15 protein-coding genes are annotated in these 18,587 nt (G+C 63.2%); 9 read left to right on the forward strand and 6 right to left on the reverse strand.

The window, feature by feature from the left end; translation table 11 throughout:
• The first annotated feature begins 296 nt into the window (after window positions 1–296).
• The 4 genes from tauA to CDV44_RS18475 all read left to right on the forward strand — a co-directional run bounded on the left by tauA (window position 297) and on the right by CDV44_RS18475 (window position 4,878).
• Complete coding sequence (gene tauA / locus CDV44_RS18455; RefSeq protein WP_087689475.1) at window positions 297–1,355, forward strand: taurine ABC transporter substrate-binding protein; 1,059 nt, start codon at window positions 297–299, stop codon at window positions 1,353–1,355.
• A gap of 73 nt (window positions 1,356–1,428) precedes the next feature.
• Window positions 1,429–2,253 carry a taurine ABC transporter ATP-binding protein gene (locus tag CDV44_RS18460; protein ID WP_087689477.1) on the forward strand — a complete coding sequence of 275 codons (825 nt, stop codon included), beginning with the start codon at window positions 1,429–1,431 and terminating at the stop codon, window positions 2,251–2,253.
• A gap of 24 nt (window positions 2,254–2,277) precedes the next feature.
• Complete coding sequence (locus CDV44_RS18465) at window positions 2,278–3,201, forward strand: ABC transporter permease subunit (RefSeq protein WP_087689479.1); 924 nt, start codon at window positions 2,278–2,280, stop codon at window positions 3,199–3,201.
• 273 nt (window positions 3,202–3,474) lie between these two features.
• Complete coding sequence (locus CDV44_RS18475; RefSeq protein WP_058377361.1) at window positions 3,475–4,878, forward strand: amino acid permease; 1,404 nt, start codon at window positions 3,475–3,477, stop codon at window positions 4,876–4,878.
• 115 nt (window positions 4,879–4,993) lie between these two features.
• Here CDV44_RS18475 and CDV44_RS18480 read toward each other — a convergent pair whose 3' ends face one another.
• From CDV44_RS18480 to CDV44_RS18495, 4 genes are all read right to left on the reverse strand, one after another.
• A complete protein-coding gene (locus tag CDV44_RS18480; RefSeq protein WP_249277618.1) occupies window positions 4,994–5,947 on the reverse strand; it encodes a GTP-binding protein in 954 nt (317 codons plus the stop codon).
• An 11-nt stretch (window positions 5,948–5,958) separates the two neighbouring features.
• Window positions 5,959–7,626, reverse strand: coding sequence for an amidohydrolase (locus CDV44_RS18485; RefSeq protein WP_087689485.1), 1,668 nt, complete (start codon window positions 7,624–7,626; stop codon window positions 5,959–5,961).
• 2 nt (window positions 7,627–7,628) lie between these two features.
• Window positions 7,629–9,047 carry a sodium:solute symporter gene (locus CDV44_RS18490; protein ID WP_058377359.1) on the reverse strand — a complete coding sequence of 473 codons (1,419 nt, stop codon included), beginning with the start codon at window positions 9,045–9,047 and terminating at the stop codon, window positions 7,629–7,631.
• A 99-nt stretch (window positions 9,048–9,146) separates the two neighbouring features.
• On the reverse strand, window positions 9,147–9,347 hold the full coding sequence (locus tag CDV44_RS18495; protein ID WP_087689487.1) for a DUF3311 domain-containing protein: 201 nt from the start codon (window positions 9,345–9,347) through the stop codon (window positions 9,147–9,149).
• Window positions 9,348–9,594: 247 nt separating this feature from the next.
• On the opposite strand from CDV44_RS18495, the gene CDV44_RS18500 reads away from it, so the two are divergent.
• The 5 genes from CDV44_RS18500 (at window position 9,595) to CDV44_RS18520 (ending at window position 15,646) form a co-directional block, all read left to right on the forward strand.
• Complete coding sequence (locus CDV44_RS18500) at window positions 9,595–11,055, forward strand: NAD(P)/FAD-dependent oxidoreductase (protein ID WP_371328784.1); 1,461 nt, start codon at window positions 9,595–9,597, stop codon at window positions 11,053–11,055.
• A 67-nt stretch (window positions 11,056–11,122) separates the two neighbouring features.
• Entirely contained in the window at window positions 11,123–11,512 is a 390-nt protein-coding gene (locus CDV44_RS18505) for a nuclear transport factor 2 family protein (protein WP_087689489.1), read from the forward strand.
• 335 nt (window positions 11,513–11,847) lie between these two features.
• Window positions 11,848–13,680, forward strand: a complete 1,833-nt coding sequence (gene xsc / locus CDV44_RS18510) for a sulfoacetaldehyde acetyltransferase (protein WP_170936039.1) — start codon at window positions 11,848–11,850, stop codon at window positions 13,678–13,680.
• A gap of 138 nt (window positions 13,681–13,818) precedes the next feature.
• Window positions 13,819–14,856 (forward strand): phosphate acetyltransferase, encoded by a 1,038-nt coding sequence (pta, locus tag CDV44_RS18515; protein WP_087689491.1) that lies wholly within the window; start codon window positions 13,819–13,821, stop codon window positions 14,854–14,856.
• Window positions 14,857–14,860: 4 nt separating this feature from the next.
• Window positions 14,861–15,646: a sulfite exporter TauE/SafE family protein gene (locus CDV44_RS18520; RefSeq protein WP_087689493.1), complete on the forward strand. Its 786-nt coding sequence runs from the start codon at window positions 14,861–14,863 to the stop codon at window positions 15,644–15,646.
• Here CDV44_RS18520 and CDV44_RS18525 read toward each other — a convergent pair whose 3' ends face one another.
• Both CDV44_RS18525 and CDV44_RS18530 read right to left on the reverse strand, forming a co-directional pair.
• Window positions 15,647–17,386 carry a cobalt chelatase gene (locus CDV44_RS18525; protein ID WP_087689495.1) on the reverse strand — a complete coding sequence of 580 codons (1,740 nt, stop codon included), beginning with the start codon at window positions 17,384–17,386 and terminating at the stop codon, window positions 15,647–15,649.
• Window positions 17,383–18,360: an AAA family ATPase gene (locus CDV44_RS18530; protein WP_212677139.1), complete on the reverse strand. Its 978-nt coding sequence runs from the start codon at window positions 18,358–18,360 to the stop codon at window positions 17,383–17,385. The genes CDV44_RS18525 and CDV44_RS18530 overlap by 4 nt, the downstream gene beginning before the upstream one ends.
• Window positions 18,361–18,587 lie beyond the last annotated feature (227 nt).

Below are 18,587 nucleotides of genomic sequence, written 5' to 3' on the forward strand. Positions count from 1 at the left end.
GTCCCCTTTCTTATTGATACTTCCAGAGCGTCAATTATTACTCATGGGACGGTGACGTTAATTCCGAATTCGGGTTTATCCGCAGTTTGGCTCCATTGCGTCAGATTCCAGCATTCATGCGGGTTAGCGGCCGATTTCGACCAAACGGAGCCAGTTGGCATCATCAAATGCGGCCAACTGGCTCTAACGAACAAAAATACGCGCGGCAATGATGCACTCACCTGACGCGGATTCGTAACCCTTACTGCGTCAACCCGAAAGTGTTCCACCGACAACCTATCGATTAGAGGTGAACCATGAATGGACTTCCGAACCGGCTGCGACGCGTCTTCGCCGCCACGGCGTTGGCGGCAGCAGCGCTGCCTGGGGTATTGGCACTCGGGCTGGCGGCACCGGCCACTGCGCAAGCGCAGGAGAAGGAGGTCACGATCGCTTACCAGCAGATCGTCGATCCGTGGCTGGTGGCGATGGCCAGCGGCGAGTTCGAGAAGGCCACGGGTTACAAGATTCACTGGCGACAGTTCGAATCGGGCGCGAAGGTCGCGACCGCTCTGGCGTCAGGTGACATCAAGATCGGCGTGCTCGGCTCCAGCCCGATGGCGGCGGCCGTCTCGCAGGGGCTGGACCTGCAACTGTTCTGGATCCTCGACGACATCAATCAGGCCGAGGCGATGGTCGTGCGAAATGCGTCGAACATCAAGACGCCGGCCGACCTCAAGGGCAAGAAGATCGGCGTACCGTTCGTCTCGACCACGCACTACCACACGATGTTTGCCTTGCAGCAATGGGGCATCAAGCCGACGGAAGTCCAAGTGCTCAACATGCAGCCGAACCAGATCGTGGCGGCGTGGGAGCGTGGCGACATCGATGCCGCCTATGTGTGGGATCCGGCGCTCGCGCAGATCAAGCAGACCGGTCATGTGCTCATCACCTCGGGCGAGTTGTCGAAGCAAGGCAAGCCGACCTTTGACGGCATTGCCGTCGACCGCAAGTGGGGCGAAGCCAACGCCGACTTCATGGCGAAGTTCGTGAAGGTGATTGCCGCCGCAGACGCGTCCTACCGCCAGAATCAGGCGGCTTGGACGGCCACGTCGCCGCAGGTCAAAGCCATCGTGAAGACGATTGGCGGCAAGCCGGAAGACGTGCCGGGTGCGCTCTCGCTCTATGCCTACCCGTCGGCGCAGCAGCAAGCGTCGGCCGAATGGCTGGGCGGCGGCAAGAGCAGCCGCGCCGCCAAGGCGCTCAAAGACACGGCCGAATTCCTCAAGAGCCAGCAGAAGATCAACGAGGTCAAGCCTGATTACACGACGTACGTCACGTCGCGTTACGTCGACGCCGCGCTCAACCTGAAGTAAGCCGTGCCGGGGCCGCCGCGCCCAGCGCGCGGCAGCCCCTCCCCGATCGATGGATCGACAGGAGAAGGGCTTCATGGAACAACTCATCGTCAACGACGTCAGCGTCGTCTACCCCGGCCGGCGCGCTGGCGAGCAAGTGCAGGCGCTCGCCCACGTCAATCTGACCATCGCGCCGCGCGACTTCGTGGTGGCCCTCGGCGCGTCGGGCTGCGGCAAGACCACGCTGCTCAGCCTGATGGCAGGCTTTATTGCGCCGACGTCCGGCGAACTGCTGCTCGGCGACGCCCCCATCGAAGGCCCGGGTGCCGACCGGGGCGTGGTGTTCCAGAAACATGCGCTGCTGCCGTGGCTCAACGTCATGGAGAACACCGAGTTCGGCCTGAAGCTGCAAGGCGTGCCCAAACAGGAGCGACGCGCCCGGGCAGCGCGCAATCTGGCGCTCGTGGGCTTGCAGGACTTCCACAACCACATGATTTACCAGCTCTCCGGCGGCATGCAGCAGCGCGTGGGCATTGCGCGCGCACTCACGTGCAATCCGTCGATGCTGCTCATGGACGAGCCGATGGCTGCGCTCGATGCCCTCACGCGCGAGACCATTCAGGAACTGCTGCTCGATGTGTGGCGCGAGACCGGCAAGATGATTTTCTTCATCACGCACAGCGTGGAAGAAGCGCTGTTCCTCGCCAGCCGCCTGATCGTCATGTCGCCCCGCCCCGGGCGCATCACGCACACCTACGAACTCGACTTCAACCAGCGCTATCTCGAATGCCGCGATGCGCGCGCGATCAAGTCGAGCCCGGATTTCATCGAGATGCGCGAGACCGTCCTCAGCATCATTTATGGCGACGAACGTGCCGGCCAGACCTCAGCGTCCAGTGCCAGTGCGGTCGCTGCCTGACCCAGCGCCGGAGCCGTTGCCATCATGATGACCAAACCCGTTGCTACCAGCCCGGCACACGCGCCGGTCTCACCCACCGCAGCCGTCACGCCAAGCCCGCGCGCACGGCGCCAGCGCGGCCCCATCGCCCGGCTGTTTGCACCGCGCCCCGTGAAAGCTGGCGAATCGTTCGGCGCACCGGGGCAAGGGCCCAGCCTGCTGATCAGCGTCGTCACCGTCGTGGCGCTGTTGCTGGTGTGGGTTGCCATTACCTCGTCGGGCATGATCAAGCCGCTGTTTCTGCCGGGTCCGCGTGCCATCGTCGAGAAGTTCATTCAGGTGTCCACCGAAGGTTTCGCCGGCTCTACGCTCTGGCAGCACACGCTCGCGAGCCTGTATCGCGTGTTCGGCGCGTTTGCGCTGGCGTGTATCACGGCGATTCCGGTGGGCATCCTGATGGGCGTGTCGCGCATCGGGCGTGGCGTGTTCGATCCGCCCATCGAGTTCTATCGGCCGCTGCCGCCGCTGGCCTATTTGCCGCTCGTGATCATCTGGTTCGGCATCGGCGAGTTTTCCAAAGTGTTCCTCATCTATCTGGCGATCTTTGCGCCGCTCGCGATTGCTGCGCATGCGGGCGTGCGATCGGTCTCGATGGAACAGATTCACGCGGCGTATTCGATGGGCGCCTCGCCGCGCCAGATCGTCATGCACGTGATCGTGAAGTCTGCGTTGCCGGAGATCTTTACCGGCATGCGCATCGGCATCGGCGTGGGCTGGACCACGCTGGTGGCTGCCGAAATGGTGGCGGCATCCAGCGGCCTCGGCTTCATGGTGCTCAACGCCGCAGAGTTTCTCGCGTCGGACATCGTGATCATGGGGATCATCGTGATCGGTTTCTTCGCCTTCGGCTTCGATCTGATCATGCGTTATCTCGAGCGTGTGCTCGTGCCCTGGAAAGGCAAGGTGTAAGCGGTTCAGCGGTCATTAAATAAGGCGCAGGGCGGCTCCCCCGGCCGCACCTGACGCCCAACGTGTATTCAGGAGGTTGTGTGGCAGTCGAGACATTGCAACGCGGGCACCTTGCCCGCGAGCGGCATTTCGCCGCGTCCCCCCGTAATTTCCATTCCCCCGAGCTCTCCCCGTCTTCCCTGCATTCCCTGCATTCCCAGTATTTCCCCGACAACGTGTTTGCCTTCATCGCGGACAACAGTGGCGTCCCCGTACCTTGCATGGGAGGTCGCCATGGCCGGTCATGACAATGGTGCCAAGCTGCATTCAAGCCTGAAGCAGCGCCACATGAGCATGATTGCGCTCGGTGGCGTGATCGGTGCGGGTCTGTTCGTCGGCAGCGGCGTGGTCGTGCATGCGGCCGGTCCGGCAGCGGTGCTGTCGTTTCTGATCACCGGTGCGCTGGTCGTGCTGGTGATGCGCATGCTGGGTGAGATGGCGTGCGCATTGCCCGCCGTCGGTTCGTTCTACGAGTACGCCCGCCTCGCGTGGGACGACAAGCCTGTGGGCGGTGAACTGGCCGGCTTTCTGACCGGCTGGATGTACTGGTACTTCTGGGTGATCGTGGTGGCCGTCGAAGCGGTGGCGGGCGCCAATCTGATTCAGTTCTGGCTGCCGGATATTCCCGCGTGGGCCATCAGCCTCGTGCTGCTCGTCGTGCTCACGCTGACCAACCTCGTGTCGGTGGCCTCGTACGGCGAGTTCGAATTCTGGTTCGCCTCGATCAAGGTGGCCGCCATCGTCGTGTTCCTGTTCCTCGGCGGGTTGTTCGTGTTCGGCATGTGGCCGGGCGCGGTTGCCAGCACCGGCAATCTGCTCTCGCACGGCGGGTTCATGCCGAATGGCATCGGCCCGGTGATGGCCGGGGCGGTTGCGGCGACAGGCTTCTACTTCGGCGCCGAGATCGTCACGATCGCGGCGGCAGAAGCGGCCGAGCCGCAACAGGCTGTCGCCCGTGCGACGAACTCTGTGATCGGACGCGTGCTGTTCTTCTACATCGGCTCGATCCTGCTCGTCGTGATGCTCGTGCCTTGGAACTCGGCGGGCATGGCCACGCCGTATGTCAGCGCGCTCGAAGCGATGCGCATTCCGGCAGCTGCCCACATCATGAATGCTGTGGTGCTCACCGCCGTGCTCTCGGCGTTGAACTCCGGCCTGTACGCGTCGTCGCGCATGTTGTTCGCGCTGACGCGTCGTGGCGACGCGCCGCGCTCGCTGGCCAAGCTGAATTCACGGGGCGTGCCGGTTCGCGCGATTCTCGTGGGCACGCTGTTCGGCTACGCTGCCGTGGTGATGTCTTACGTGTCGCCGGATACCGTGTTCGCGTTCCTCGTGAACTCGTACGGCACGGTAGCCATCTTCGTCTACGTGCTGATCGCGTTCTCGCAGTTGCGTCTGCGCAAGCGTCTTGAACGTGAAGCCCCGGGCAAGCTCAAGGTGCGCATGTGGTGCTTCCCGTACCTCACTTGGGTGGCGATCATCGGCATGCTGTCGATCGTGGGCGCGATGGCTTTCATCCCCGATCAGCGCACGCCGCTCGCGCTCGGCATTGTCAGCCTGACGGTGCTGCTCGTGGCGTTCACGGTGCGTTCGATCTGGCGCAAGCTGCGCTCGCCGGACCCCGGTTACGAAATCTGATCCATCGCGATAACGTGATCGAACACGACACCGGCCGCAGATTTCTGCGGCCGGTGTCGTTTTGGAAGGGAAAATCCGGCGAATGAAGTGCTAACGCCGAGACGGGTTACCGGCGTCAGTGGCAGGCCGAATGCAGTGCTTGAGAGAGCAGACGCTGTTCGTCGTCGGAGAAGATGCCGATGAGCACGATCACCGACGTTTGCGAAGGAAGATCCGGACGACGGGTAAGCATAGAGCGACGCCCCACGACATGCAGCTCGCTCATCTGGCCCGGTTGCAGCGAGACGAAGCCCTTGGCGCGCCAAAGCTGGCCCGGATACATCGCCAGCGCAGCCTTCAGGCGGGTGCGATCGAACACTTCAGACGTTTCCACGTTGAAACTGCGCAGCCCTGCGGGCAATGCACGCGATACCGCTCGCAGCGGACGCGCCGGGAAGTCACCCGACAACGCGATTTCGTCATCGGGAAACAGGATCGCCGTCGGCACGACACCGTCTTCTGCCTGCACGACGACCTGAGTCGCGCCCAGCGAGGACAACCGGTTGCGCACAGCGCGCAGCTTGTCTTCGTCAACGAGGTCAGTCTTAGTGAGTACCAAGGTGCTTGCCGCTTCGATCTGCCGCCTTGCGATATCGCCGACGTAACGATCGTCGAGCACATCGTCGATACCGTCGACATCCACGGCGACCACAATGCCGTGCAGTCGGAATGCCCGGTCGAGCATGCCGACCTGAGCAATGCGCACCGGATCGGAGACGCCACTCGCTTCGATCACCAGCAAGTCGGGGCGCTCCGCACGTTCCCCAAGTGCCAACAACGTTTCCACCAGACGGCCGCCGATGGTGCAGCACACGCAACCGTTCTCCAGTCCGATCACATCGTCGCCACGCTCGCGAATGAGCGCGGCATCGACGTTGATCGAACCGAAGTCGTTGACGAGCACCGTCACGCGCAAGCCGTCCGCATTGCGCAGCAGGGCGTTGATCAGTGTCGTCTTGCCGGCGCCGAGATAACCGCCCAGCACGACCATCGGAATCGGCGGGCGAGGTGTTCCGCTCCCCGGCGTCATAACGGTATCCATCACGCTGGCGAGCGGAACACCTCGCCGCCCAGCACCGTGCCCCAGACCGGCATTTGCCGCAGGTCGTCGAGCGGCACCTCGTATGGATCGGCGTCGAGCACCGCGAAGTCCGCATACTTGCCGACTTCGATACTGCCGATCAGATGATCCATGCCGAGCGAGAAGGCGGCACCCAACGTGACGGCGCGCAACGCGTCGGCAACGGGCAAGCGCAGTGATTCACCGAGAATTCGGCCCGACGACGTCTCGCGCTTGGCCGCACACCACGCGGTGAACAGTGGGTTTAGCTGCGTGATCGGCGCGTCCGAATGCAGCGCAAACGGCAGCCCGAGTTGGCGCGCGATCTCGGCGGCATCCATGCGGTTCGCACGATCTGGCCCCATCGTCTGCTGGTAGTGTGCGTCGCCCCAGTAATACACGTGATTGGCGAAGAAGTTCACGCACATGCCCAGCCGTTGCGCACGCGTGAGCTGCGCAACATCGGCCATCTGGCAATGTTGCAGCGTGTGACGATGATCCACACGCGGGTGGCGCGCCAGCAGCGTTTCGATGGCGTCGAGCACCACGTCGGTCGCTTCGTCGCCGTTCGTATGGATATGCAGTTGCAGACCTGCCGCATGGAACGGCATGAACGTGTCGACCAGTTGCGACGGCGGAATCAGCCAGAGGCCGTTCGGCTTGCCGTTGAAGTACCCCGGCCAGCGCACGCGCGCCGTAAAGCCCTGAATCGAGCCGTCGACGATGAACTTCACCGGACCGTAATGCAGCTTGTCGGTGTTGCCTTCGCGCGCATTCAGAACGCGTTGCGGCCCGCCTTCCGGACAGCGTTGCGGCGCGAACGCGGGCACGATGCGGATCGGATAAGCGGGATCGGCCGTGATCTCATGCAGGTTGGCGTTACCGGTCTCGGTCAGGTCGTTGACGAGATCGGTCGCCGTGGTCACCCCGGCAAGCTGTGCCACGCGTCCGAAATTCCAGATCGCGCGCGGGCTCTCGCTGGCAGCAATCGACAACCCTTCGCCGATCACGCGGTACACGGGGAACATTGCGGCGAACTCCTGCAACTCGCCCGTCGGTTCGCCATCGGTGCCCATCACGACACCTTCGACATCGGTGTCGCCATCGATGCCTGCAAGTTCCAGCATCGCCGTGTTCACATTCATCAGATGCACGCTGGCGTGCAGAATCGCGATGGGACGCGTGATCGAGATCGTATCGAGGTCGCGCGCCACGAGCGGCGTGTCTTCGAAGAAAATCGGATCGTAGCCCCATGCGAGCAACGGCTTGTGATTGTCGGTCAGCTTGCGCTCGGCTTCGCGCAACCGGTCGATGACGGCGGCGGGCGTCTTCAGGCCTTCCCACAAGCAGCCGTCGGGGCCGCGCCGGTCGTAATAGCCCACATACACGGCGTCCCACATTGCGCCTTCCATCAGGTGGCAATGCCCCTCGACCAGACCGGGCATCAGCACCTTGTCGCGCAACGTGTCGTCGGGGGCGTCGTCGGTCCAGCGGCGCATGTCGTCCAGACCACCGACCGCGAGAATCTTGCCGTCGCACACGGCCACGTGCGTCGCGACCGGTTGCGCCGCGTTCATCGTCAGAATCTTGCGCGCGGCAAAAACACGCACGTCGCTCCTTGATACCGCCTTGTTGTCTCTGTCTGTCATTTCTACTTCTTGTAGGTGGAAAGCGTGCCCACGGCGGGGCCCATCGAGCGCTCACGGCTGCCGCCGAGCATCAGGTGCAACACGGCCATCACCACCACGTTGACGATCAGGCAGATCAGTCCGAGGTTCACGCCGCCGAGGTCCGGGTTCTTGAAGTAAAGCACGAGCGCGAGCCCTTGTCCTGCCAGCACGCCGGCCGCCACCGCCGAGGCACGCACGCGCAGGCGGAACACCACGGCGATCACACCGGGCAGAAACTGCGTCACGCCGTAGTACGCCATATTGATCAGCGTAAGCATGAGGTTGGGCGTGAGCAGCGTCAGCACGATGGAGCCCAGCAGATACAGCACGATCACGACCTTGGAACTGGCCTTCTGCCGATGCTCGGGCATGCCGGACAGGATGTTGCGCGTGACGATCGGCCCCAACGCGAGACAGATGCCCGCCAGCACCAGCAGCCCGGAGAGCGCGGCACCCGCGGCCACCAGCCCGACGAGCCACGACGGCAGCAGTTGTGTCACGGCCGCGAAGAACGCCTCGTTAGGCGAGCTCAGCGTGATGTTCTGACTGATGGCGTAATACGACGCCAGCACCAGAAACGGATACATCAGCATGTAGAGCGGCATGGCGACCTGCGTGCGGCGGATCGTACTGGCGCTCTTCGCCGTAAAGAAGTTCTGCACGCCAAATGGCATCACATACATGCCGAGCGACTGAAACACGATCGTCGTCATCGCAAACGTCAGTTGCTGCGTGCTCATCGCATTGCTCACGTGCTGGCTGGCCGCTTGAAACACAGGTGTTACGCCCGCCTCCCACGCCACGGCCACGCCGGTGATCACGATGGCCGCCACCATCAGGATGTCTTTGAGCACCGCGATGTAAGCCGATGCACGCACCCCGGCGATCGCAATGTAGATGAACGCGAGCAGCGCCGAGAACGAAATCAGCCAGAGCGGCTGGAAGTTCCAGCCCAAGCTCTTGAGTGCGGCGACCAGTCCGGTGAACTGCAACTGGCCCCACGGCAGCAGGAACACGATGGCGGTTACTGCGACCACCAACTCGAGAAAACGGCTGTTGAAGTGCCCCTTGAACAGATCGGGCAGCGTGATCGCGTTGTAGCGCTTACCGGCGTCCCAGATTTTCGGCCCGAGGAAGTAGCCGATCGGGTATGCCAGCAGGATGTAGCCAAGGAACCAGACGCCATACGTCGGCCCCTTGGCGTAGATGCCGCCCGGAAACCCGACCATCGTGCCGATGCTGTAGATCTCGCCGGCCGCGAGAAAGAACACGAGCCATGCGCCGAACTGACGCGATGCCACGAAGAAGTCGTGCATGCTCTGCGGCCCACGGCCGCCGCGCGCTCGCAATGCGAGATACACCGACAACAGAATGAAGCCGGCAAAAATGAGGGTGGCCATCGAGGTAATCTCCGAAAGGCGCGTAACGAAGGGGGAACGGCTAGCGCGCGAGGGCGCAGACGAAAGTGGGCGTAAGCGGACGAATGCAGAACGCGGGGCTTAAGCGGGGTCTTCGACCTGATGGCGGTCGAACAACATCCAGCACAGATAGAGACAGCCCGAGGTCAGCACGAACCACAAGAAGATCCAGCCGTAGATGAACGGCACGCCGAGCACATACCGGTCGACGGACGCCGCCCACGGTAAGAGCCCGACGACGCCGAGGTACGGCAAACCAAGTCCAATGAGCAATCTGAGCATGTCCTGTCTCCGGCACGCGACACGTTGTTCGGCAGGTGTACCAGCACGGCTGGCCACCTAGTTGTCTGGCCCAGTATCTACAGCCAAAAATCACGACGTTTAGAGCCACATCGCAGGAATGTGTGGTGCCAGTCATGTGATTTTGGTGGACCACCGACGACGCGTCGCGGTTGTGCCGACGGTGCTTTTCGCTGGCACCATCACAAAGCGCCGGTGGTACTAATGCGCGGAAATTGTTCTTGGCAGTATGGGCTCATTTCCTCAGGAGCCTACCGTGGGTACGATTGATTCCTTCGCGCTGGATCGTCGCTCCGAAGCTGCGCCATACGATCCGCTTTACGATCCGCTAGTCTCGGCAAACCCGGGACTCGGGATGGATTACGCACCGACCTACTGGGTCGCCACCGCCGGCGATCCGCCCGAAGACGACGGCCCGCTGCCCGGCGATGCCGACGTCGACGTGGTCATCGTGGGGGCGGGTTTCACCGGCCTTGCGACAGCGCTATTCCTCGCTCGCGAACACGGCATCCGCGCGACCGTGCTCGAAGCCAACCGTACCTGCTGGGGCTGCACCAGCCGCAACGGCGGACAAGGCCAGAACGCCAGCGGACGTCTCTATCGTTCGCAGTGGATCGAGCGCTGGGGCAAAGAAACCGCACTGAAGCTCGACGCCGAAATTCGCGAAGGCTTCGACACCTTCAAATCGCTGGTTGCCGAAGTGCCCGCGTGCGATCCACAGCCGGGCGGCCATCTCTACATCGCGCACCGCGAGCGCAAGATGGACTTCCTGCGCAACGAAGCGAAGGTCATGCGCGACGTGTTCGGATACGACACGCGCATCCTCTCGCGTGACGACGTGCGCGAGCAATACGTCGACGATCAGGAGAACTGCGGCGCGCTGCACGAGCCGGACGGCATCGGCGTGCATCCGCTCAAGCTCGCGTTCGGCTATCTGCGCATGGCGCGGGCGCTCGGCGCGCGTGTCCATCCGTCAACGCCGGTGCTCAGTGTCGAAACCATCAACGGCGCGCATCACGTGCGCACGCCGCGCGGTGTCGTGCGCGCCAAGGCAGTCGCCTTCGCCACCGGCGGCTACACCCGCAACGACGTGACCAAGGCGTTGCGCGCGAAGATCATGCCGATTCTGTCGAACTCGCTCGTCACGCGCGTGCTCACGCCGGAAGAACTCGCGGCCACCAACTTCCGCACGCACGAAGTCATCACCGATACGCGCACGCTTCGCTATTACTACCGGCTGCTGCCCGACAACCGTTTGCAGATCGGCAGCCGCAGTTCGATCACCGGCGCCGATGCGCAAAATCCGAAACACATGGCTGTGCTCGTCGAGGGGCTGCATCGCAAATTCCCGGCGTTGCGCGGTATTCGCGTGGACTACTCGTGGTGGGGCTGGGTCGACGTCAGCCACGACATGATGCCGCGCGTCACCCAACCCGACCCGCGCCAGAGTCTGTTCTATGCCGTGGGCTACGGCGGCAACGGCGTGTCGTTCTCAGCGCATGCCGGACGCCGTCTCGCCCAACGCATTGCCGGTGAGCGCGATCCGTCGTGGAGTCTGCCGATCTACGACTCGGCACTGCAATACCCCAACGTGTTCGGTACGGTGCAATGGCAAGGCTTCGCACCGTTCCGCCGCATCGGCCAGCGCTTTCTTTATCAGCGGTACCACGCGCAGGACGAAGCGCGTTGATTCGCTGTGCGCTCTGCCTTACTGGCCTCACCCGATTCACCTGAATCACTTGTTTTTGGACTGATCAATGACGACATCTAACGCCTCCGCCGACCTCCAGTTGCTGGCCTCGTTCAACGACGCCTGGAACCGGCACGACATCGACGCCCTCATGGCGTGCATGACCGACGCGTGTGTGTTTCACGCCGTGGCGGGCCCCGACATGATGGGTCGCACCTTCGAGGGCCGCGAGGCTGTGCGCGCCGCCTTCCAATCGGCGTGGGAAAACTTCCCGGATGCCTCGTGGACCGAAGGCGACCACTTCGTGAACGGTAACCGCGGCGTCTCCGAATCGACCTTTCGCGGCACCAAGGCCGACGGCACCCGTGTGGAAGCGCGCATGGTCGACGTGTTCACCCTGCGCGACGGCAAGATCGAAGTGAAGAACGCCTTCCGCAAGGATCGTCCGGCGTTCTGAACGATGTCGGCAAGACCATGACACCTGTCAGCCACCCGGCGTCGCCCCCCCCCTTCGCGCGCGGCAGTTCACTCTGCCGGCCACCTGTTGCATGCGGGTGGCTGAAGGACCAGACGCCGGGTTCTTTGCCCCGCCTGTCGGGGCATTTTTTCTTTTTGCCGACGGCGTCTCGTCCCATTCGCCGTCTTTGCACCAAATCAAGTGTTACATTTTTCAATACAAAACATACCAATAAATAAAAATACAGATTGACCAGGGCGAACGAATCGCCTAGATTTCCACTTACGCAATGAAATCGGAATTATTTGTTCCGTTTATTTTTCACTGGAGACACCATGAACGCCAAAGACCCGGCTACGGCCACCCAGCAACTCACGGCCACCGACGCGGGCCCGCAGACCATGACGCCGTCTGAGGCGTTTGTCGAAACGATGGTCGCCAACGGCGTGAGCGAGATGTTCGGCATCATGGGCTCGGCCTTCATGGATGCGATGGACATCTTCGCGCCCGCAGGCATCCGTCTGATTCCGGTCGTGCACGAACAAGGCGCCGGCCACATGGCCGACGGCTACGCTCGCGTGTCGGGCCGTCATGGCGTTGTGATCGGCCAGAACGGCCCCGGCATCAGCAACTGCGTGACGGCGATTGCCGCCGCTTACTGGGCGCACAGCCCGGTCGTGATCGTCACGCCGGAAGCCGGCACGATGGGTATCGGTCTCGGCGGCTTTCAGGAAGCGAAGCAACTGCCGATGTTCCAGGAGTTCACGAAGTATCAGGGTCACGTGACGCATCCGGCCCGAATGGCCGAATTCACGGGCCGCTGCTTCGACCGCGCCATGGCCGAAATGGGCCCGACGCAACTCAACATCCCGCGTGACTACTTCTACGGCCAGATCAAGGCCGAGATTCCGCGTCCGCAACGCCTCGATCGTGGCGCAGGCGGCGACGAGCGTCTGAACGAAGCGGCCGAACTGCTGGCGCAAGCCAAGTTCCCGGTCATCATCTCGGGCGGCGGTGTGGTCATGGCCGATGCCATCGAAGAATGCAAGGCACTCGCCGAGCGTCTGGGCGCACCGGTCGTCAACAGCTATCTGCACAACGACTCGTTCCCGGCCAACCATCCGCTGTGGTGCGGTCCGCTCGGTTATCAGGGCTCGAAGGCCGCGATGAAGCTGCTCGCACAGGCCGACGTCGTCGTGGCATTGGGCTCGCGACTCGGACCGTTCGGCACGCTGCCGCAGCACGGCCTCGACTACTGGCCGAAGAACGCCAAGATCATCCAGATCGATGCCGATCACAAGATGCTCGGTCTCGTGAAGAAGATCTCCGTCGGCATCTGCGGCGATGCCAAGGCCGCCGCTGTCGCGCTGTCGCAGCGTCTGGCCGAACGCACGCTCGCGTGCGATGCCACGCGTGGCTCGCGTGCCGACCAGATCGCGACGGAAAAGGCGGCGTGGGAGAAAGAACTCGACGAGTGGACCCACGAGCGCGATCCGTACAGCCTCGACATGATCGAAGAGCAGGCGAAGGAACGCACGTTCAACGGCGGCCACTATCTGCATCCGCGTCAGGTGCTGCGCGAACTCGAGAAGGCCATGCCGGAAGATGTGATGGTCTCGACCGACATCGGCAACATCAACTCGGTCGCGAACAGCTACCTGCGCTTCAACAAGCCGCGCAGCTTCTTCGCTGCCATGAGCTGGGGCAACTGCGGTTACGCGTTCCCGACGATCATCGGCGCGAAGGTTGCCGCGCCGCATCGCCCGGCCGTGTCGTACGCCGGTGATGGCGCATGGGGCATGAGCCTGATGGAAACGTTGACGTGCGTGCGCCACAACATTCCGGTCACGGCGGTGGTTTTCCACAACCGTCAGTGGGGCGCGGAGAAGAAGAATCAAGTCGACTTCTACAACCGCCGCTTTGTGGCGGGCGAACTCGACAGCCCGAGCTTTGCCGGTATCGCCAAGGCGATGGGCGCGGAAGGCATCGTGGTCGATCGTCTGGAAGACGTGGGCCCGGCGCTCAAGAAGGCCATCGACATGCAGATGAATCACGGCAAGACGACCATCATCGAAATCATGTGTACCCGCGAACTGGGCGATCCGTTCCGTCGCGATGCCCTCTCGAAACCGGTGCGCACGCTCGACAAGTACAAGGACTACGTCTGATCGTAGTGCCGTAGTTTTGCGCTGGTGTTTTGAACTGTATGCAGGGTGATAGCGCTCCCGGCTCTGTGGGTGCCGGGAGCGCTTTTTTTATTCCGCTCGCCATGTCGTCATGACGGCGAGCTTCTGGGCTTTGACATCATGAAAGCCATGCACCGTATTCTCGACACGGCCCGCAGCGCCCCCCAGCGCATCGTGCTGTGTGAATCGGAAGACCCCCGCGTGCTTGAAGCGGCCGGACGCGCCACGCGCGAAGGCATCGCCCGCATCGTGCTCGTCGGCGATATCAACAAGACGCTGCGCGCGGCTGACGCGGCCGGGGTCGATCTGGCCGGGATGGAAGTGATCGATCCGGCTACCTCGCCGCTGGCTGACGAGTTCGCGCAGACGTGGTTCTCCATGCGCGAGAAGAAGGGCATCACGCGCGAGCAAGCCGCCGCCGAGATGCGCGCGCCGCTGGGCTTCGCCAACATGATGCTGCGTCTCGGTCATGCCGGCGGCTCCGTGGCCGGCGCGGTCAACACCACGGCCGACGTGGTTCGCATGGCCATTCAACTGGTCGGCGTACAGCCGTCGTTTCAACTCGTGTCGAGCTTCTTCCTGATGATGCTCTGCGAGCCGTTCCATACGATGAAGGGCGGCCTGATCTTTTCCGACTGCGCGCTCGTGGTCGACCCCGATGCCGCGCAACTGGCGCAAATTGCCATGGCCGCAGCCGACAGCGCACAGGCGTTGCTGATGGAGTCCCCGCGCGTGGCGATGTTGTCGTTTTCCACCAGCGGCAGCGCGCGGCATGCAGCGGTCGACAAAGTGGTGGAAGCGACACGTCTGGTGAAAGCGGCTCGTCCGCAGCTCGCGATCGATGGCGACGTGCAACTCGACGCGGCCATCGTTGCCGAGATTGCTCAACGCAAGGTCGCTCACTCGCAAGTGGAAGGCCACGCGAATACGCTGATCTTCCCGAGTCTCGATGCCGGCAACATCGGCTACAAGCTCGCCGAACGGATTGGCGGTGCCAAAGCCATCGGGCCGCTGCTGCAAGGGCTCAACCGCCCCGCCAACGACCTTTCGCGCGGCTGTAGCGCCGACGACATCTATTACGTCATCGGTGTCACCTGCGTGCAGGCACAGGCCGCACTGGCCCGGCTCGCCGGTACCGCAGCGCCCGCCGTCGCATGACGGCATGACACTTCCTTCGCTTCTGGCGCTCCCGTCACTACTGCCGCTGTTGCCGTTGCTGTTGTTGCTCGGCTTTGCCACGTACTTTCAAACCGTGACCGGCTTCGGTCTGGGCATGATCGTGCTGGGTGGCGCCAGCGGCTTCGGCCTGGCCCCGGTCGCCAGCGTAGCCATCCTCGTGAGTCTGGTCACGCTCGTCAACAGCGCGCTGGCGCTGCCCGGTACATGGCATCACATCGACTGGCGGGCCGTGGGCGCCGCCACGCTCGGCATCATCCCGTCGGTCGTCGTGGGCGTGCTGCTGTTCGACTATCTCAACGGGATGGCATCGAATGTGCTGCACCTGCTGTTGGGTGCCGTCGTGCTTTATGGCGGCATCGGTGCGGCCTTGCGGCCAGCCCCCAAGCCTGAGCGCTCGGGCGACAAGGGCTTCTTTCTCAGTGGGATCTTCGGCGGCTTGCTGAGTGGGATGTTTGGAATTTCCGGGCCGCCGCTGATCTTCTATTTCTATCGGCAACCGCTGACGCTGGTGCAGATCCGCTGTGCGCTGATTCTGCTGTTTGCCGTGACCGCATCGATCCGCACGGTCTACAGCGCGTTCGCCGGGCAGTTGCCCGCGCCGGTCTGGTGGCAGGCGGGGATGGCACTCCCTGTTGTCGCGCTGGCCACGCTGCTGGCCCGCCGGCATCCGCCGCCGCTCTCGGGCGTCGTGACACGGCGTATTGCCTTCACGACGCTGATGCTGCTGGGCGCCCATCTGATGATCAGCGCCCTGCGCGAAATGATCTGATCAGTGGCCCCGGCGGCCACCGCTGCCGATCCACTCCACCAGCTTCGAGAACATCGTCATGTCGGGGAGCGACGTGAGATCGAGCGCCAGCGCATTGCGGTAGTACGGGCTCAGATCGAGACCGACACCCAGCCCCATCACCTCGACATCGCCACGCGCTTGCTGTTGCGCCACAACTTCGCGCAGATGGTGATCGAGATAGTGCTCGTCGTTGACCTGATTGGTGGCGGCGTCCATCGGGCTGCCATCGGAAATCACGATCAACAAGCGCCGGTTCGCCACGCGCGAGCGCAGCCGCTCGCAGGCCCATTCGACCGCCTCGCCATCGACACCTTCCCGAAACAGATCGGCCTTGAAGAGCGAGGCAATGTCGGTGCGCGCACGCCGCCAACTCGTCACAGCATCTTTGAAAATCAGATGCGACACTTCGTTCAGGCGCCCCGGAAACGGCGGCTTGCCGCGCGCGAGCCAATCGGCGCGCGCGCGCCCGCCATTCCATGCGCCGGTGGTAAAGCCGAGGATCTCGTTGGTCACGCCAGCCGCATCGAGCGCGCGGGAGAGGACGTCCACGATCATGCCGACCGATTCGATCTGCGCTTTCATCGAGCCCGAGCAATCGATCAGAAAACTCACCATCGACTCGGCGACGAGCGTGTGTTTCTCCAGCCGGAAAATACGACGCTCCGCCGGTGAGCTGACCAGTTGCGCCAGACGTCGGCCATCGATGCGCCCTTGTTCCTCGCCGAACGACCAGCCGTCACGTTGCGCGACGGCCAGCGCAGCTTTGAGCGCACGCGCGAGGCGCGGCACGTTGATGGCCTGCGCGACGATGCGCTCGTCGAGCCGTTCGCGGAATTCCGCGAGCAAGGTACGGCGCACCAGCGCGCCCGCATAAACCTCGCGATCGTAGCGGTTCGTAAAGACACGATAGCCCTGCTCCGACGCCTTCAATACGCGGCTGTCGCCGGAATGCACCAGCGTAATGCCGTCGTCTTCGCGTTCGTCGAAATCGAGAAACAGCGAGAACGCGTTGCGCACGCCCTTCTGGCCTTCATCTTCCTTGGGTTCGGCATCGTCGCGCTCGCCGCTCGCCGAGCGGATCATGGCGGCGATCTCGGCGGCCAGTTCGCGCGCGTGCACGGCAAACGCGGCCTGATCGGCACGCGTGCGGCGCATGCCCGCCAACGCGCCGCCGATGACAGGCGCAATCGCCATGCGCGTGGCTTCGATGAGACCTTCCGTCTCGTCGATCACCGGGTAGCCGGTCAGCCGCGACCAACTCATCTGCGCGACGGTGTAGAGCAACAGCCCCACATGACTGTCGGCAACGCCGGTTTCGTGCATCGCGCGCGACCACGCCTCGAAGCGCTCGCGCAGGTTGCTGGCGATGCCCGGCATGCCCGGCGGCACAAAGGTTTCGCAGCGCAATTGTTCGAGCAGTTCGAACAGCAGGCGCTCGAGCGGCGCGTCGGGGAGCAGGCTGCGATGCAACGCGGCATCGCTGTGACGCAACCGCAATGCGGCGCCATCGGCGGCCCCGCGCAGCGAACGGAACGGATCGTGCGGCGTCGGCAACGTTTGCAGGTGCGGGGCATGCAACGGCAACGGCCGCATGTTCCGGCACAGCCGCGCGCCGCTGTAGTGCAACGCGGCGTCGCCGGTGAGCGCTCGCACGGTCGCCGCGCACAGCGCTTCGCCGCGTGCGGCGCGCCGGGCGGCTTCGCGATCCGAGATCGTCATGACGCATCGGCCAGCAGCGAGCGCGTGCCGTCGTCGAGCGTCAGTTCGCGACCGAACGCGCGTTGGTAGTACTCGGCGACGATGGGCCGCTCAGCCTCGTCGCACTTGTTGAGAAAGGTCAGGCGGAACGCCAGCCCTTCGTCACGGAAGATGCCCACGTTTTCGGCCCAGTTGATCACCGTGCGTGGCGACATGAGCGTAGAGAGATCGCCGGTGGCAAAGCCCTTGCGGGTAAGTTCGGCCACGCTGACCATCGAGTCGATCAGCGTGCGCCCGGCATCGGTGCCGAGCTCCGGCACCCGCGCCAGCACGATACCGGCCTCGTCTTCGCGTGAGAGATAGTTGAGCGTGGCAACCACGTTCCAGCGGTCGATCTGCGCATGGTTGAGCACCTGCGTGCCGTGATAAAGGCCGTTCAGATTGCCAAGGCCCACGGTGTTCGTCGTCGCAAACATGCGGAACCCCGGATGCGGATGAATCACGCGGTTCTGATCGAGCAGCGTGAACTTGCCGTCGCGCTCGAGAATGCGCTGGATCACGAACATCACGTCGGGGCGGCCCGCGTCGTACTCGTCGAAGATCAGCGCTACCGGCCGTTGCAACGCCCACGGCACGATGCCTTCCTGAAACTCGGTGACCTGATGGCCGTCGCGTACGACGATGGCGTCTTTGCCGACGAGATCGAGGCGGCTGATGTGACCGTCGAGATTCACACGCACGCAAGGCCAGTTCAGGCGGGCGGCCACTTGCTCGATGTGCGTCGACTTGCCCGTGCCGTGCATGCCCTGCACCATCACGCGCCGGTTGTTCATGAAGCCCGCCAGAATGGCCAGCGTCACGTCCGCGTTGAAGCGATAGGCCGTATCGATCTCAGGCACGTGGTCGTCGCGCTCGCGATACGCAGGCACCTTCAGATCGACATCGATACCGAACACGCTGCGCGCGTCGATCAGGTGATCGGGTTGCGCCAACATGGGCTGACTTTGGGTTTCACTCTGGATTTGCATCACGTCCGTCTCCTGTACCGCGCCGTCTGACCGTCATTTTCGGCATCATAGCGTTAACTATTTTTAGAAACAAATTGTTCCGAAAAATATAATTAACGATTGACGCTCGAGATAGCGTCGTCTACATTCGAGCGAACTGAAACGCATCGGACCCTGCCAATGCCGTTCGACAACCCGTTTGGGTACAATACCGC

Origin of the sequence: Pandoraea sp. PE-S2R-1, from assembly GCF_002179865.1 — a bacterium.
Classification (GTDB): domain Bacteria; phylum Pseudomonadota; class Gammaproteobacteria; order Burkholderiales; family Burkholderiaceae; genus Pandoraea.

Bases quoted from the DNA above. Each gene is read 5' to 3' on its own strand.
- tauA (WP_087689475.1), top strand. From the start codon at position 297: ATGAATGGACTTCCGAACCGGCTGCGACGCGTCTTCGCCGCCACGGCG.
- CDV44_RS18460 (WP_087689477.1), top strand. From the start codon at position 1,429: ATGGAACAACTCATCGTCAACGACGTCAGCGTCGTCTACCCCGGCCGG.
- CDV44_RS18465 (WP_087689479.1), top strand. From the start codon at position 2,278: ATGATGACCAAACCCGTTGCTACCAGCCCGGCACACGCGCCGGTCTCA.
- CDV44_RS18475 (WP_058377361.1), top strand. From the start codon at position 3,475: ATGGCCGGTCATGACAATGGTGCCAAGCTGCATTCAAGCCTGAAGCAG.
- CDV44_RS18480 (WP_249277618.1), bottom strand. From the start codon at position 5,947: ATGACGCCGGGGAGCGGAACACCTCGCCCGCCGATTCCGATGGTCGTG.
- CDV44_RS18485 (WP_087689485.1), bottom strand. From the start codon at position 7,626: ATGACAGACAGAGACAACAAGGCGGTATCAAGGAGCGACGTGCGTGTT.
- CDV44_RS18490 (WP_058377359.1), bottom strand. From the start codon at position 9,047: ATGGCCACCCTCATTTTTGCCGGCTTCATTCTGTTGTCGGTGTATCTC.
- CDV44_RS18495 (WP_087689487.1), bottom strand. From the start codon at position 9,347: ATGCTCAGATTGCTCATTGGACTTGGTTTGCCGTACCTCGGCGTCGTC.
- CDV44_RS18500 (WP_371328784.1), top strand. From the start codon at position 9,595: ATGGGCTCATTTCCTCAGGAGCCTACCGTGGGTACGATTGATTCCTTC.
- CDV44_RS18505 (WP_087689489.1), top strand. From the start codon at position 11,123: ATGACGACATCTAACGCCTCCGCCGACCTCCAGTTGCTGGCCTCGTTC.
- xsc (WP_170936039.1), top strand. From the start codon at position 11,848: ATGAACGCCAAAGACCCGGCTACGGCCACCCAGCAACTCACGGCCACC.
- pta (WP_087689491.1), top strand. From the start codon at position 13,819: ATGAAAGCCATGCACCGTATTCTCGACACGGCCCGCAGCGCCCCCCAG.
- CDV44_RS18520 (WP_087689493.1), top strand. From the start codon at position 14,861: ATGACACTTCCTTCGCTTCTGGCGCTCCCGTCACTACTGCCGCTGTTG.
- CDV44_RS18525 (WP_087689495.1), bottom strand. From the start codon at position 17,386: ATGACGATCTCGGATCGCGAAGCCGCCCGGCGCGCCGCACGCGGCGAA.
- CDV44_RS18530 (WP_212677139.1), bottom strand. From the start codon at position 18,360: ATGTTGGCGCAACCCGATCACCTGATCGACGCGCGCAGCGTGTTCGGT.